At 72.5% G+C, this 14,568-nt stretch carries 13 protein-coding genes; 6 read left to right on the top strand and 7 right to left on the bottom strand.

The genetic code is table 11. The features are described from left to right. The first annotated feature begins 90 nt into the window (after positions 1-90). The 3 genes from AB0B40_RS16585 to AB0B40_RS16575 are packed head-to-tail and all read left to right on the top strand — an operon-like array spanning position 91 to position 3,313. Positions 91-1,509: a glycosyltransferase family 4 protein gene (locus tag AB0B40_RS16585; RefSeq protein WP_345046993.1), complete on the top strand. Its 1,419-nt coding sequence runs from the start codon at positions 91-93 to the stop codon at positions 1,507-1,509. Then, positions 1,503-2,249 (top strand): class I SAM-dependent methyltransferase, encoded by a 747-nt coding sequence (locus AB0B40_RS16580; RefSeq protein WP_345046991.1) that lies wholly within the window; start codon positions 1,503-1,505, stop codon positions 2,247-2,249. The genes AB0B40_RS16585 and AB0B40_RS16580 overlap by 7 nt, the downstream gene beginning before the upstream one ends. Next, positions 2,246-3,313: a prenyltransferase/squalene oxidase repeat-containing protein gene (locus AB0B40_RS16575; RefSeq protein ID WP_345046989.1), complete on the top strand. Its 1,068-nt coding sequence runs from the start codon at positions 2,246-2,248 to the stop codon at positions 3,311-3,313. Before AB0B40_RS16580 ends, AB0B40_RS16575 begins: the two co-directional genes overlap by 4 nt. A gap of 124 nt (positions 3,314-3,437) precedes the next feature. On the opposite strand, the gene AB0B40_RS16570 is transcribed toward AB0B40_RS16575, so the two are convergent. Beyond that, positions 3,438-3,728 carry a hypothetical protein gene (locus AB0B40_RS16570; protein WP_345046988.1) on the bottom strand — a complete coding sequence of 97 codons (291 nt, stop codon included), beginning with the start codon at positions 3,726-3,728 and terminating at the stop codon, positions 3,438-3,440. A gap of 140 nt (positions 3,729-3,868) precedes the next feature. Between AB0B40_RS16570 and AB0B40_RS16565 the strand changes: the two genes are divergently transcribed. Continuing rightward, positions 3,869-4,435, top strand: coding sequence for a hypothetical protein (locus tag AB0B40_RS16565; protein WP_345046986.1), 567 nt, complete (start codon positions 3,869-3,871; stop codon positions 4,433-4,435). Here AB0B40_RS16565 and AB0B40_RS16560 read toward each other — a convergent pair. The 5 genes from AB0B40_RS16560 to AB0B40_RS16540 form a co-directional block, all read right to left on the bottom strand. Continuing rightward, positions 4,432-5,442, bottom strand: a complete 1,011-nt coding sequence (locus AB0B40_RS16560) for an LLM class F420-dependent oxidoreductase (RefSeq protein WP_345046985.1) — start codon at positions 5,440-5,442, stop codon at positions 4,432-4,434. The genes AB0B40_RS16565 and AB0B40_RS16560 overlap by 4 nt on opposite strands. 104 nt (positions 5,443-5,546) lie before the next feature. Next, a complete protein-coding gene (locus AB0B40_RS16555) occupies positions 5,547-6,365 on the bottom strand; it encodes a hypothetical protein (RefSeq protein WP_362264230.1) in 819 nt (272 codons plus the stop codon). Positions 6,366-6,448: 83 nt separating this feature from the next. Further along, positions 6,449-7,372, bottom strand: a complete 924-nt coding sequence (locus AB0B40_RS16550; protein ID WP_345046982.1) for an N-acetylmuramoyl-L-alanine amidase — start codon at positions 7,370-7,372, stop codon at positions 6,449-6,451. 10 nt (positions 7,373-7,382) lie between these two features. Continuing rightward, positions 7,383-8,045 (bottom strand): class I SAM-dependent methyltransferase, encoded by a 663-nt coding sequence (locus AB0B40_RS16545; RefSeq protein WP_362264186.1) that lies wholly within the window; start codon positions 8,043-8,045, stop codon positions 7,383-7,385. A 248-nt stretch (positions 8,046-8,293) separates the two neighbouring features. Continuing rightward, on the bottom strand, positions 8,294-10,039 hold the full coding sequence (locus tag AB0B40_RS16540; RefSeq protein WP_362264184.1) for an MFS transporter: 1,746 nt from the start codon (positions 10,037-10,039) through the stop codon (positions 8,294-8,296). A 164-nt stretch (positions 10,040-10,203) separates the two neighbouring features. Between AB0B40_RS16540 and AB0B40_RS16535 the strand changes: the two genes are divergently transcribed. Next, positions 10,204-11,391: a beta-ketoacyl synthase N-terminal-like domain-containing protein gene (locus AB0B40_RS16535; protein ID WP_362264182.1), complete on the top strand. Its 1,188-nt coding sequence runs from the start codon at positions 10,204-10,206 to the stop codon at positions 11,389-11,391. A 239-nt stretch (positions 11,392-11,630) separates the two neighbouring features. Beyond that, a complete protein-coding gene (locus AB0B40_RS16530; protein WP_345046978.1) occupies positions 11,631-13,199 on the top strand; it encodes an alpha-L-arabinofuranosidase B in 1,569 nt (522 codons plus the stop codon). On the opposite strand, the gene AB0B40_RS16525 is transcribed toward AB0B40_RS16530, so the two are convergent. After that, positions 13,165-14,364, bottom strand: a complete 1,200-nt coding sequence (locus tag AB0B40_RS16525) for a sensor histidine kinase (protein WP_345046977.1) — start codon at positions 14,362-14,364, stop codon at positions 13,165-13,167. The two genes, AB0B40_RS16530 and AB0B40_RS16525, sit on opposite strands and share 35 nt — an antisense overlap. Positions 14,365-14,568: the final 204 nt, after the last annotated feature.

Raw genomic sequence — 14,568 nt, 5'->3', positions numbered from 1 at the left:
GAGCCTCTCGAACGATCAAGTCTGAAACTTGTTCTAGATTAGCGTCCCGTCGTAGTCTCGCGGGACAGTGCAGGCAGAAGGGGGCACGGAGTGACCGCTGAGGCCCGGGAAGCGGGTGCCGGCCAGGAACCCGCCTCCGACGGGGAGCGACCGCTCGACATCGCACTCCTCACCTACAAGGGGAACCCTTTCTGCGGGGGACAGGGTGTCTACGTACGGCACCTCTCGCGCGAGCTGGCCCGCCTCGGGCACCGCGTGGAGGTCATCGGCTCCCAGCCGTACCCGGTCCTGGACGAGGGCTACCCGCGGCTCACCCTCACCGAGCTGCCCAGCCTCGACCTCTACCGCCAGCCCGACCCCTTCCGCACCCCCAGGCGGGAGGAGTACCGGGACTGGGTCGACGCCCTGGAGGTCGCGACCATGTGGACCGGCGGCTTCCCCGAACCGCTGACCTTCTCCCTGCGCGCCCGCCACCACCTGCGCGCCCGGCGCGGCGAGTTCGACGTCGTCCACGACAACCAGACCCTCGGCTACGGGCTGCTGGGCGACATCGGCGCGCCCCTGGTCACCACGGTCCACCATCCGATCACCGTGGACCGGCAGTTGGAGCTGGACGCGGCCGGCACCTGGCAGCGCCGCTACTCGGTGCGCCGCTGGTACGCCTTCACCCGGATGCAGAAGCGCGTCGCCCGCCGGCTGCCCTCCGTCCTCACCGTCTCCGGCAGCTCCCGCCAGGAGATCGTGGACCACCTCGGCGTCCGCGAGGACCGGGTCCACGTCGTCCACATCGGCGCCGACACCGACCTGTTCGCGCCGAATCCCGCCGTCCCCGAGGTGCCGGGCCGGATCGTCACGACCTCCAGCGCGGACGTGCCGCTCAAGGGCCTGGTCTTCCTCGTGGAGGCGCTCGCCAAGGTGCGCGCAGAGCACCCGGCGGCCCACCTCGTCGTCGTCGGCAGGCGGCCCGCGGAGGGCCCGGTCGCGCAGGCGGTCGAGCGGTACGGCCTCGAAGGCGCCGTCGACTTCGTCAAGGGCATCTCCGACGCCGAACTGGTCGACCTGATCCGTTCCGCCGAGGTGGCCTGCGTGCCCTCCCTCTACGAGGGGTTCTCGCTGCCCGCCGCCGAGGCCATGGCCACCGGTACCCCGCTGGTCGCCACCACCGGCGGCGCGATCCCCGAGGTCGCCGGCCGGGACGGCGAGACCTGTCTGGCCGTACCGCCCGGCGACGCGGGCGCGCTGGCCGCCGGTCTGAGCCGGCTGCTGGGCGACCCGGGGCTGCGCGCGCGGCTCGGCCGGGCCGGCCGCGAGCGGGTGCTGGACAGGTTCACCTGGGCCCGCGCAGCGGAGGGGACGGTGGCCCACTACCGCGAGGCCATCGCCCGTTCCGCGGGCCCCCACCGCTCCAAGGCCCCGTCACCGGGCCGCGCCGCGGCCGGGACCTCCGGCCGCTCCGCGGCCCCGGCAAGTGTTGCAGGCGTCTCCTCCGAAAGCAGGGCCACGTGCTGACCGTCGACTTCTCCCGGTTCCCGCTCGCCCCGGGCGACCGCGTCCTGGACCTCGGCTGCGGGGCCGGCCGGCACGCCTTCGAGTGCTACCGGCGCGGCGCCCGGGTCGTGGCCCTCGACCAGAACGCCGAGGAGATCCGCGAGGTCGCCAAGTGGTTCGCCGCGATGAAGGAGGCCGGGGAGGCGCCCGAGGGCGCCACCGCCACCGCCATGGAGGGTGACGCCCTCGCCCTGCCGTTCCCGGACGACTCCTTCGACGTCGTCATCATCTCCGAGGTGATGGAGCACATCCCCGACGACAAGGGCGTGCTCGCGGAGATGGTCCGCGTGCTCAAGCCGGGCGGGCGCATCGCGATCACCGTGCCGCGCTACGGCCCCGAGAAGGTCTGCTGGGCACTGTCCGACGCCTACCACGAGGTCGAGGGCGGCCACATCCGCATCTACCGGGCCGACGAACTGGTCGGGAAGGTCCGCGAGGCGGGCCTGAAGCCGTACGGCAGCCACCACGCGCATGCCCTGCACTCGCCGTACTGGTGGCTGAAGTGCGCGTTCGGCGTCGACAACGACAAGGCCCTGCCGGTGCGGGCGTACCACAAGCTGCTGGTCTGGGACATCATGAAGAAACCGCTCGCCACGCGGGTCGCCGAGCAGGCGCTGAACCCGCTGATCGGCAAGAGCTTCGTGGTCTACGCGACCAAGCCGCACCTGCCCCGTGTCAGCGACGAGGTGGCCGCCAAGTGACCACCCCCCGGACAGAACACCTCGTCCTGCCCGGGGTCCTCACCGCGGAGCAGGCCGCCGTGACCGTCGCCGGCATCCTCGCCGCGCAGCGGGAGGACGGCGCGATCCCCTGGTTCCGCGGACACCACCTGGACCCCTGGGACCACACCGAGGCCGCCATGGCCCTGGACGCGGCCGGCGAGCACGAGGCCGCTGAGCGCGCCTACACCTGGCTCGCCCGGCACCAGAACGAGGACGGCTCCTGGTACGCCGCCTACGCCGACGGCGCCCACGACGACGTCAGCGACCGCGCCCGCGAGTCCAACTTCGTCGCCTACATAGCCGTCGGCGTCTGGCACCACTACCTGTCCACGGGCGACGACACGTTCCTGGACCGCATGTGGCCGACCGTCTACGCGGCCGTCGAGTGGGTGCTGCGGCTGCAGCAGCCCGGCGGGCAGATCGGCTGGCGCCGCGAGGACGACGGCACCCCCACGGCCGACGCCCTGCTCACCGGCAGCTCCTCCGTCCACCACGCCCTGCGCTGTGCCCTCGCCATCGCCGAGCAGCGCGAAGAGCCGCAGCCGGACTGGGAGTTGGCCGCGGGTTCGCTGCGGCACGCGATCCGGCGCCACCCCGAGCGCTTCCTCGACAAGGACCGCTACTCGATGGACTGGTACTACCCGGTCCTCGGCGGCGCCCTGACCGGTGCCGAGGCCAAGGCCCGCATCGAGGAGTCCTGGGACCGTTTCGTCGTCCCCGGCCTCGGCGTGCGCTGCGTGGTCCCCAACCCGTGGGTGACCGGCGGCGAGTCCAGCGAACTCGCCCTCGCCCTGTGGGCGGTGGGCGAGTCCGACCGGGCCCTGGAGATCCTCCAGTCCATCCAGCACCTGCGCGACCCCGCGACCGGCCTGTACTGGACGGGCTACGTCTTCGACGACGAGGCGGTCTGGCCCCGCGAGCTGACCACCTGGACGGCGGGCTCCCTGCTCCTGGCCGTGGCCGCGCTCGGCGGCCACGAGGCCACGTGCGCGGTGTTCGGCGGCGAACACCTGCCGACCGGCCTGGCCCCGGACTGCTGCTGAGCGCTCCGCGGGGCACCAGGACGAGCCCGACGGCCACGCTCACGGCCGCCGGGCCCGGGCCGGCCGGTCGCGCCCGCGCGGCGGAACCGCACATCGCTGCGGCCCCGCGCCCCCGCGGGGCGCCTCAGTGGCGGTGCATCCGGTTGGCGATGGCGTGGCCGACGAAGAGGTAGACCACGGCGGCCAGCCCGTAGCCGGCGACCACCCGGGCCCAGGCCTCGTCGAAGGTGAAGAGGTCGTGGGACCAGCCGGCCAGCCAGGAGGCCGCGTCATGGACGAACTGCACCAGGCTGTTCGCCCGGTTCGCGTCCAGCAGGTACATCAGAATCCAGAGGCCGAGTATGAGGGCCATGATGTCGGCGACGACCGCGATGACCGTCCCCGCCTGATTCGCGCCTGTGCGATATCGAGACATGCTCTTCGGATTGCCGCTTCCGGGGCGGTGAAACAGGGCCGGGCACCCGGACGGCGTCCCCCGGGTGGCGCAGCGCGCCGCCCCGGGTGAGGCTGCCGGAGGAAACAGACCGCTCGGGGAGGACACGTCCGGAGGACCACGTGCCCGTACCGATACGGCGCCTGTTCGTGGCGCTCACCCTGTGCTGCGCCCTGGTGGCCGGTGCCACCGCCTGCGGCAGCGAGAAGAGCAGTACGAAGGACACCGCGGCGGCGCAAGCCGTCCCGGCCGCGGACTCACCCACCCCGTCCGCGTCCGCCGAACACCAGAAGCTCGCCAAGACCCGGTTCGTGGCGAACGCGGGCCTCGCCGCCGGCGCGACCTACCAGTGGATCGTGAAGCCGTGGAAGGCCGGCAAGTTCAAGAAGGGCGCCAAGGGCCGCAAGCTGGCCCTGGTCAAGGCCGGCCTCGCCGGTGCCTTCGCGTACAACCGGCTCAAGGCGGCCCAGAAGAACGCCCAGGGCGATCCGCTGCTGGCCAAGGCCATCGCGCCGCTCAGCTCCGGCATCGACTCGCTGAAGGACCTGCCGTCCAAGCTCCGCAACGGCGACGAGAACGCGGCGGGCTCCTTCGACGGCATCATCAACCAGGTGAAGGGCGCGGGGCAGGACGCCGGCGCCCCGGTCAAGAACCAGGTGCCCTCGGCCTCCCAGCTCTCCAAGGGCTAGGAGTTCAGCTCCGCCAGCACCCTGAGGGTGTGCGGGTCCGGTGACAGGGCCAGCAGGTCCGTCACCGGGCCCGCACGCCACGCCTCCAGCCGCTCGGCGATGCGTTCACGCGGGCCGACCAGGGAGATCTCGTCGGCGAAGGCGTCGGGGACGGCCAGTACGGCCTCCTCCCGGCGCCCGGCCAGGAACAGTTCCTGGACGCGGCGGGCCTCCCGCTCGTAGCCCATGCGGGCCATCAGGTCGGCGTGGAAGTTGCGGGCCGCGTGCCCCATCCCGCCGATGTAGAAGCCGAGCATGGCCTTGACGGGCAGCAGCCCCTCGGCCACGTCGTCACACACCTTCACCCGGGCCATCGCAGCCACCAGGAACCCCTCGGGCAACTCCCGGACCGCGTCCCCGTACACCTCGGGCCGGCTCGGCGCCCAGTACAGCGGCAGCCAGCCGTCGGCGATGCGGGTGGTCTGGGCGACGTTCTTCGGGCCCTCGGCGCCGAGCAGGACGGGCAGGCCGGGGCGCAGCGGATGGGTGATCGGCTTCAGCGGCTTGCCGAGGCCGGTGCCGTCCGGCCCCCGGTAGGGGAGGGGATGGAAACGCCCGTCCACCGCGACCGGGCCGTCCCGGCGCAGCACCCGCCGTACGACGTCCACGTACTCCCGGGTCGCGGTCAGCGGCGACTTCGGGAACGGGCGGCCGTACCAGCCCTCCACCACCTGCGGCCCGGACAGCCCGAGCCCGAGCAGCACGCGTCCGCCGGAGAGGTGGTCCAGGGTGAGCGCGTGCATCGCGGTGGCGGCCGGCGAGCGCGCGGCCATCTGGGCGACCGCCGTACCCAGCTTGATCGTCGAGGTGTGCGCGGCGATCCAGGTCAGCGGGGTGAAGGCGTCCGAGCCCCAGGACTCCGCCGTCCACACGGAGTCGTAGCCGAGCCGTTCCGCCTCCCGGGCGAGCGGCACATGGCCGGTGTCCGGGCCGCGTCCCCAGTAGCCGAGTGCGAGACCGAGCCGCATGTGCCTGCCTCCTGACGTACCGTCAGATATCAGCCGGGGGGCGACTGTACGGCAACGGCCCCCCGCCCGGAAGGGCGAGGGGCCGGTACGGCGGTGTGCGGGGCTCAGCCGCGCTGGATGCCGGAGGTGTCCTGGAGCACGCCCCGGCGGCCGTCCTGGGTCTGCGCGACGAGGGCGGCACCGCGCTGCTCGACGGCCAGGTACCAGGTGCCGGGCGCCAGTTCGGCGATCGGGGTCGGTGAGCCGTCCTCCGCGAACAGCGGCCGGGGCACCGGCACGGCGAACCAGAACGGGGAGAAGTCCGCGGCCGCGGGCTGCGCCGCCGGGGCGCCCTGCGCCGCCGCGGCGGGCCCGGCCGGCTGCTGCTGGCCGAACGGCTGGCCCGGCTGCGGCTGGGCACCGTAGGGCTGCGGCTGGGCGCCCGGGTAGCCGTAACCACCGTGCGGCTGGGCGCCGTAGGGCTGCGGGGCGGCCGGCTTGGCGGCCGGCACCAGCGGGCCCTGGAGGGCGGGCAGCAGCGGGGTGGCGATGGCGGCGGCGGCCAGCAGCAGCGCGGCGATGAGACCCAGGATGAGACCGGATCCCGCGCCGACGTCGAGCAGGTCCGACTTGTCGAAGGCGCCCAGCGGGTCGACGATCGTCCAGAACGCGGTCCACGCGGCGAAGAGCGTCAGGGCGACACCGACCTGGCCGAGGTCCAGGCCGACGACCTTGCGAGGCTGCGGGAGGGCACGAGCGAGGACGATCAGGACCGCGCCGACGATGCCGCCGACATACATGCTCATCACCAGGCCGAGGTTGTCCCAGGCGTTGGGTACGTCGCTGCCGTCGGTGTCGAACGTGCTGAGGAACGACGCGATGAACAGCACCACCGCTGCTCCGATCACCACGCCGTCGCCTCTAGTGAGGGAGCGGATATTCACTTCAGGTCCTTCGTAGGTCGTCTCGTCGTCGGTAGACACTATCGTCCACAAGATCCGGCTGTCCGGCCGGTCGCGTCCACCGGTCAGGAACCGTGCAGGAAACTCACGATTCCCTCAGAGATCCCCTGCGCGGCCCGCTGCCGCCAGGCGCCGTCGGTCAGCAGTGCCGCGTCCTTGCTATCGCGCATGTTGCCGCACTCGATGAACACCTTGGGAACCGTTGACAGATTGAGACCACCCAGGTCCGTCCGCGTCACCAGACCGGTACCGCCGCCGAGGTAGTTGGAGGGCGGCTCGCCCGTCTCGCGGCGGTAGCCGCCCGCGACGCGCACCCCGAGGTCGCGGGAGGGACCGACGATGCCACGGGTGTCCGCCGCACCGGCGTGCACCGATCCCGGCAGGATGACGTGGAAGCCGCGGTTGCCGGCGGCGGAGCCGTCGGCGTGCAGGGAGATCGCCGCGTCCGCGTGCGCGGTGTTCCCGATCCGGGCCCGCTCGTCCACGCACGGCCCCCAGGGCGGACCGTCGCCGTCATGGGTCAGCTTCACCGTGGCGCCCTGCCGTTGCAGGAGCGTTCGCAGCCGGTGCGCCAGGTCGAGCGTGAACCGGGCTTCGGTGTAACCGTCGTTGGTGGACGTCCCCGTGGTGTCGCACTCCTTGCGGTTGGTTCCGATGTCCACCGGGCGGTTGATCTCGGCCGTGTGCCGGAAGTTGCCGGGATTGTGGCCCGGGTCGACCACGACGACCATCCCCGTGAGCGGGCGCGCGGAGTCCGGCCGGCCGGCGGCCGGGGCGGACGGCCTGCCGTCGTCGCCGGGGGAGGACGCCGGGGCGGAGGGCACCGAGGAGGCCGTACGGTCCTCGCCGCCCGGCCCGCCGCCCACCGCCTCGTACACCACCCAGCCGAGCAGCGCACCGGGCACCAGCGCGGCGAGCGCGACGGTCAACGGGCCGCGCCGGAGCCGGCGAGGCTGCGGAGGATCGAAGTCCGGTCCTGTGTACGACACGTCTGCGACTCTAACCGCGGCCCCGGATCCCCGCCTCCGTTCGCCTCAGGACACGCAGCGAGCCGGTCGCCGAGACCTCCGTGAACGCCCCGGAGTCGAGGGCCCGCAGGTACACGCGATACGGCGCCTGGCCCGTGAACTCGTCCTCGGGGTGCGGGAAGACGTCGTGGATGACCAGCAGCCCGCCCTCGGCGACGTGCGGCGCCCAGCCCTCGTAGTCCGCGCCGGCGTGCTCGTCGGTGTGGCCGCCGTCGATGAACACGAACCCGAGCGGGGAGTTCCAGATCCGCGCGATCTGCGGGGAGCGCCCGACGAGGGCGACCACGTGCTCCTCCAGGCCGGCCTTGAACAGCGTGCGGCGGAAGGCCGGGAGCGTGTCCATGAGGCCGGTCTCCGGGTCGACCGTCTCGGGGTCGTGGTAGTCCCAGCCGGGCTGCTGCTCCTCGCTGCCCCGGTGGTGGTCGACGGTCAGCGCCGTGACCCCGGCCGCCCGGGCCGCGTCGGCGAGCAGGACCGTGGAGCGCCCGCAGTACGTACCGATCTCCAGCAGCGGCAGCCCCAGCCGCCCCGCCGTCACCGCCGCCGCGTACAGCGCGAGCCCCTCGTCCACGGGCATGAACCCCTTCGCCGCCTCGAACGCGGCCAGGATCTCGGGCTGGGGTGCGGCGGGCATGGGTGCCTCTCGGTCGTACGGCTGTCTGGGCGCCCATGCTGCCGCACCCCCCGTCGGCGATACGACAGGGGGTGCGGCAGCGCCCCGGAAAGGGCGCGGGTCCGTGTGGAGGTGCGGTGCGGTTCCGCCGTCCGGGCGACCGGCCACGCGGCGGCGCCGGAAGGCCGCGGTCCGGCCGGTCCCGGCGCCGGGCGGCCGGGGCTTCCCGTCCGGATCATGCCGGGCTCGCCCGATCCGGGCGCAGGACCCTAGGCGCGCACCCTCTCCCCCGGCAGCGAGAGGTCCATTTCGACGGCCCCCTGCTCACCCGAGTGCGTCGCGGACGAGGCGAGCGGCCCGTGGCCGGAGGCCCGCGCGGCGAGGACGTACGCGCCCTGTGCCGGAACGGCGAGGGCGTACGCCCCGTCCTCGCCGGAGACGGTCGAGCCCGCCTGGCGGCCCCGCCGGTCGATCAGGGTGACCTTGGCCCGGGCCACCGGAGTGCCGTCGGCACCCAGGACCCGGCCGCGGAAGCCCCGCAGGATCTCCTCGGCGCGCTCGAGTACGGCGTCCTCCTCGCTGCTCGCCCGCAGTTGCGGGTGCTGCTGGGCCGGGCGGCCGGCCTTGGGCAGGAAGAGCGCGAGCAGCAGGCCCGCGGCCACGGCGGCCGTGGCGATCAGGAAGGACACCCGGAAGCCGTGCATGGTCGGCACCGCGACGCCGCCCACGTCGTTGGCGGTGTTGGCCAGCACCATGCCGATGACGGCGCTCGACACCGACGTGCCGATGGACCGCATCAGGGTGTTCAGGCCGTTGGCCGCGCCGGTCTCCGAGGCCGGGACCGCGCCGACGATCAGGGCGGGCAGCGAGGAGTAGGCGAGGCCGATGCCGGCGCCGAGGATCACGGACGTGACGATCGTCTGCCAGGCCGCGTCCATCAGGCCGAGGCCGCCGCCGTAGCCGACGGCGATGACGAGCAGGCCGATGATCAGGGTGACCTTGGGGCCGTAGCGGGCCGACAGACGGGCGTACACCGGCGCCGTGAACATCATCGTCAGACCCAGCGGAGCCACGCACAGGCCCGCGACGACCATCGACTGGCCGAGGCCGTACCCGGTCGCGGCGGGCAGCTGGAGCAGCTGGGGCAGGACGAGGGAGACGACGTAGAACGCCACGCCGACCATGATCGACGCGAGGTTGGTGAAGAGGACGGCCGGCCGCGCGGTGGTGCGCAGGTCGACCAGGGGCGCCGCGACGCGCAGTTCGAACAGGCCCCACAGCAGGAGCACGACGACGGACGCGGCGAACAGGCCGAGCGTGGTGCCGGAGGACCAGCCCCAGTCGCTGCCCTTGGTGATGGGCAGCAGGAGCAGCACCAGACCGGTGGACAGGCCCAGCGCGCCGGTCAGGTCGAAGGAGCCCTCGGCACGCATCGGCGACTCGGGGACGACGAGCAGGGTGAGAGCGATGGCGAGCACGCCGAGGCCGGCCGCGCCGTAGAACAGGGCGTGCCAGTCGGTGTGCTGGGCGACCAGGGCCGCGGCGGGCAGGGCGAGGCCGCCGCCGACGCCGATCGAGGAGCTCATCAGGGCCATGGCCGAGCCGAGCCGTTCGCGCGGCAGCATGTCCCGCATCAGGCCGATGCCGAGCGGTATCGCGCCCATGGCGAAGCCCTGCAGGGTGCGGCCCACGATCATGGTCAGCAGCTGGCTGGTGAGCGCGCTGACCAGGGCGCCGACCACCATCACGGCGAGGCTCAGGATGAGCATGCGCCGCTTGCCGTAGAGGTCGCCGAGCCGGCCCATGATCGGGGTGGCCACGGCGCCGGACAGCAGGGTCGAGGTCAGGACCCAGGTGGCGTTGCTCGGAGCGGTGTCCAGCAGCTGTGGCAGGTCCTTGATGACCGGCACGAGCAGCGTCTGCATCACCGCGACGACGATGCCCGCGAAGGCGAGCACCGGAACCACCGCGCCACCCGCTCCCCGGGTGGGCTGGTCGGTCGTCGTGTCTGTCATGGAGTGAGGCCTTCCGCGTGTCATAAGTGCCGGGTAAACCTCGTATGCACAGGCAACTATTCCGTTGCTTCGGGCCTCTAACGAATCCTTGACCCGGTCATGGGTTTCTGACGGAGCGTCATGAGTCTGGCTTCTCGCTGGAACGCGTTCTAATCTGACGCGCCATGAAGGCCTATGTCGCCGGGGTCGGGATGACCAGGTTCGAGAAGCCCGAGACCCGTGAATGGCAGTACTGGGACATGGCGCGGGAGGCGGGCGGCGCGGCGCTCGCCGACGCCGGGATCGCCTACCGCGAGGTGGAACAGGTTCCCGTCGGCTACTGCTTCCAGCCCTCCACCGCCGGGCAGCGCGCCGTCTACGAACTCGGTCTGACCGGCGTCCCCGTCTACAACGTCAGCAACAACTGCGCGACCGGTGCCACCGCCCTGATGCTGGCCCGCCAGCTCGTCGAGGGCGGCGCCGGCGACTGCGTGCTGGCGCTCGGCTTCGAGAAGATGAAGAAGGGGGCGCTCGGCGGCGGGGCCGACGGAGGGGACTTCGCCGCGTCCCCCGTCGCCCGGCACTACGGGATCATGGCCGCCCGGCACGGCTTCGCTACGGCCCCGCCGACCGCGCAGATCTTCGCCGCCGCCGCCCGCGAGCACATGGAGAAGTACGGCACGACCGAGGCGCAGCTCGCCGCGGTCGCCGCCAAGAACCACCGCCACTCCGCGCACAATCCCAACGCCCAGTTCCGGGACGTGTACGACGTCCAGGACATCCTCGCCGCACGCGTGGTGCACCACCCCCTCACCAAGCTCCAGTGCTCGCCCACCTCGGACGGCGCCGCCGCGGCCGTGGTCGTCTCGGAACGGTTCGCGCGGCGGCGGTCCCTGACCGGCCTGGTCGAGATCGCCGGCCAGGCCATGGCCACGGACACCGAGGAGTCCTTCGCCTCCGGCTCCTGCGTCGACGTCGTCGGACAGCCGCTGTCCCGGGCGGCGGCCCGGCAGGCGTACGAGCGGGCCGGGCTCGGCATCGAGGACGTCGACGTGATCGAGCTGCACGACTGCTTCTCCGTCAACGAACTGCTGACCTACGAGGCGCTCGGCATGTGCGCGCCGGGGGAGTCGGGCCGGCTGGCCGAGTCGGGAGCGACGACGTACGGCGGCCGGTGGGTGGTGAACCCGTCCGGCGGCCTCATCTCCAAGGGTCACCCACTGGGCGCCACCGGCCTGGCGCAGACGGCCGAACTGGTGTGGCAGCTGCGCGGCGAGGCGGGCGCACGGCAGGTACCGGGGGCGCGGGTGGGCCTCGCGCACAACATCGGTCTGGGCGGCGCGGCGGTGGTGACGGTGCTGCGGGCGGCGTAGAGGGGGCCGGGGCTTCGCGGAAGACTTCCCCGACAGTCGCCGGTCAAAGACTTGGCATGGTCCGGTGCGGCGGGGGTTGACGGCTTCCGGTGGCGCCCGAACAATCGCGTCTGCATTTCCAGAAATCCCCGGTAATTCCACGGGTATAGCGGTTCGGTATTTCGATCGAACGCCGTTCGGGATACCGAACGTACACGAATCCCACCCCGCACCGCCCTACGACGAAGCCGAGGTGCACCGTGCTCCTGAGATCCCCCCACGCCCGCTCCCGGCGGCCGGGAAGCGTCCCGCTCTCCCTGCTCGCCGTCTGCGCCACCCTCGCCGCCCTGCTCCTCGGCGTCGGCGCGCCCCCGGCCGCCGCCGCTAGCTCGCTGCCCTGCGACCTGTACGGCGCCGCCGGCACCCCGTGTGTCGCCGCGCACAGCATGGTCCGGGCGCTGTACGCGTCGTACAACGGCCCGCTCTACCAGGTGCGGCGGGCCTCGGACGGGGCGACCGCGAACATCGGGCCGCTGTCCGCCGGCGGGTATGCCGACGCCGCCGCGCAGGACTCCTTCTGTGCCGGCACGACCTGCGTCGTCACCGAGATCCACGACCAGTCCCCGCGCCACAACGACCTCACGGTCGAGGGCGCGGGCGGGGCCGGGGCCGCCGACGTGGGGGCGCCCGCGGACGCGCTGCCGGTGACCGTCGGCGGCCACCAGGTCTACGGCCTGGAGATCTCCGCCGGTATGGGCTACCGGGACAACTCCACCTCGGGCGTGGCCGTCAACGGCCAGGCGGAGGGGATGTACATGGTGACCTCGGGCACGCACGTCAACAACCGCTGCTGCTTCGACTACGGCAACGCGGAGACCAACAACATGGACACCGGCAACGGTCACATGGACGCCATCAACTTCGGCACCGAGTGCTGGTTCTCGCCCTGCTACGGACAGGGCCCGTGGGTGCAGGCCGACCTGGAGAACGGGCTGTTCCAGTCCGACGCCGGCTACAGCAGGAACAGTTCCAACACCGGCACCGGGCCCCTGCCTTTCGTCACCGCGCTGCTGAAGAACAACGGCCAGAACCATTTCGCGCTGAAATACGGAAATGCCCAGTCGGGTGGATTGACGACCACCTATTCCGGGGGTGAACCGACCGCGGGCGGTTACTCGCCGATGCACCAGGAGGGCGCGATCGTCCTCGGCACCGGCGGCGACAACAGCAACGGCTCCATCGGCTCCTTCTTCGAGGGCGTGATGACCTCCGGCATCCCGACCGACGCCGCCGACAACGCCGTCCAGGCGAACATCGTCTCCGCGGGCTACGGCGGCCCGACGGGCAGCACCGGGACGCTGAGCCCCGGTTCGGAGATCTCGCTGCGCGCCACCACCTCCTGCTGCACCGGTCACTACATCCGCCACCAGGGCGACGCGGGTGTCCTGTCCACGGTGACGTCGAGCAGTTCCTCCCTCGACAAGAACGACGCCACCTGGATCGTCCGCCGCGGCCTCGCCGACCGTTCGTGCGTCTCCTTCGAGTCCCGGAACTACCCCGGTGACTTCCTGCGCCACTACGACTACCGGCTCCACCGGCAGCCCATGGACGGCACCGCCCAGTTCCGGGCCGACGCCACCTTCTGCCCGCAGGCCGGGAAGAGCGGCACCGGCACGTCGTTCGCCTCGTACAACTACCCGACGAGGTACCTGCGCCACTACGCCTACAACCTGTACATAGCGAGCAACGGCGGATCCCACGACTTCGACAGCAGCACGTCGTGGCCGGACGACGTCAGCTGGGCGGTCGGCGCGCCCTGGGCGCCGTAGCCGCCGACGCCGACGCGTCGGTGCCGAGGGGGAGGTCGGCGACGACCGTGAAGCCGCCGCGCGGCGCCGGGCCGGCCATGAGGGAGCCGCCTGCCGCCGCGAGGCGCTCGGTCAGCCCCTTCAGCCCCGTACCGCCGATGCCCGCCGGGGCACGGGTGCCCGCACCGGCACCCGTGCCGTCGTCCGTGACCGTCAGCCGCACCCGCTCGGCCGTGCCCTCCACCTGGATCTCGCAGCGGCCGGCGCGGCTGTGCCGGACCACGTTGGTGACCGCCTCGCGCACCACCCAGCCCAGCAGCGCCTCGGTCTGCGGGTCGAGCGGCGTCCCGGACTGCCTGAACACCGGTTCCACGCTCGCCGCTGACAGCGCCGACCGGGCCCGGGTCAGCTCGGTGGCCAGGCTGCCCTCCCGGTAGCCGGTCACCGCCTCGCGGATCTCGGTGAGCGCGTGCCGGCCCACCGACTCGATATCGGTGATCTGTGCCAGCGCCGCGTCCATGTCGCGCGGGGCGAGCCGCCGGGCCGCCTCCGACTTCACCACGACCACCGACAGGGTGTGCCCGAGCAGGTCGTGCAGATCGCGGGAGAACCGCAGCCGCTCCTTCTCCACCGCGCGCAGGGCCAGTTCCTCGCGGGCGGCCCGCAGTTCCCGTACGGCCTCGGTCAGGCTGAGGATCGCCGCGGTCACCACGCTGGAGAGGAAGGTGGCGTAACCGGTGTCGGACGCGTCCCCCCAGCCGCCGCGGAGGTAGGAGACGGCACCCGCGTACACCGCGAGCAGCACACCCGTACGCCCGAGCCGGGGGCCGCGCAGGGCGGCGCCCGCCGCGAGTCCCAGCAGCGGGAAGAAGGTCAGCCAGTCACCGCCGTACCCCAGGGCCAGACCGGTGGTCAGCAGGCACATCAGCCCCAGCGCCACCCGGGTGGACACCGACTCGCGCTCGGCCCGGTCGAAGGAGCGGAAGGTGACGTAGATGTACAGGGAGTCGAAGGCGAGGAGGCCCAGGGCGCCGATCCAGGGGTGCGGGATCCGGCCCTGGAGCAGACTCGAGAGGGGACCCAGGCCCAAGAGCAGCCAGGGCAGCAGGACGAAACCGGTCGGGGGCGGACCCGGGTGGTCGAGGTCCGGGAACTCGCGTTTCCTCACTCTGTCCCGCCATGTCATGTCTCTGTCTCCCCCGATCGGACGGTGCCCCGCCTCGTGGCGGTACGACCGCACAGCGTACGAACGCACAGCGTACGAACCGAAGGTGACGGAGCCCGCCCCGCTCCGGTGGACGCACAGGGACGGAGTGCCGGTTGCGCGCACGTCACGGGCGCCGCCCCTTGGCTGACGCGGCGTCAGGAGCCTTCCCATGTGCGGAGCGCT

The sequence above is a fragment of the Streptomyces sp. NPDC042638 genome, from assembly GCF_040647235.1.
Lineage (GTDB): Bacteria > Actinomycetota > Actinomycetes > Streptomycetales > Streptomycetaceae > Streptomyces > Streptomyces rameus.
This window is presented reverse-complemented; position numbering and strand designations above follow the sequence as displayed.

Excerpts from the sequence above, each read along its gene's own strand:
- AB0B40_RS16570 (WP_345046988.1), bottom strand. The coding sequence starts at position 3,728 with ATGTCTCGATATCGCACAGGCGCGAATCAGGCGGGGACGGTCATCGCG.
- AB0B40_RS16560 (WP_345046985.1), bottom strand. The coding sequence starts at position 5,442 with ATGCGGCTCGGTCTCGCACTCGGCTACTGGGGACGCGGCCCGGACACC.
- AB0B40_RS16545 (WP_362264186.1), bottom strand. The coding sequence starts at position 8,045 with ATGCCCGCCGCACCCCAGCCCGAGATCCTGGCCGCGTTCGAGGCGGCG.
- AB0B40_RS16540 (WP_362264184.1), bottom strand. The coding sequence starts at position 10,039 with ATGACAGACACGACGACCGACCAGCCCACCCGGGGAGCGGGTGGCGCG.
- AB0B40_RS16535 (WP_362264182.1), top strand. The coding sequence starts at position 10,204 with ATGAAGGCCTATGTCGCCGGGGTCGGGATGACCAGGTTCGAGAAGCCC.
- AB0B40_RS16525 (WP_345046977.1), bottom strand. The coding sequence starts at position 14,364 with ATGACATGGCGGGACAGAGTGAGGAAACGCGAGTTCCCGGACCTCGAC.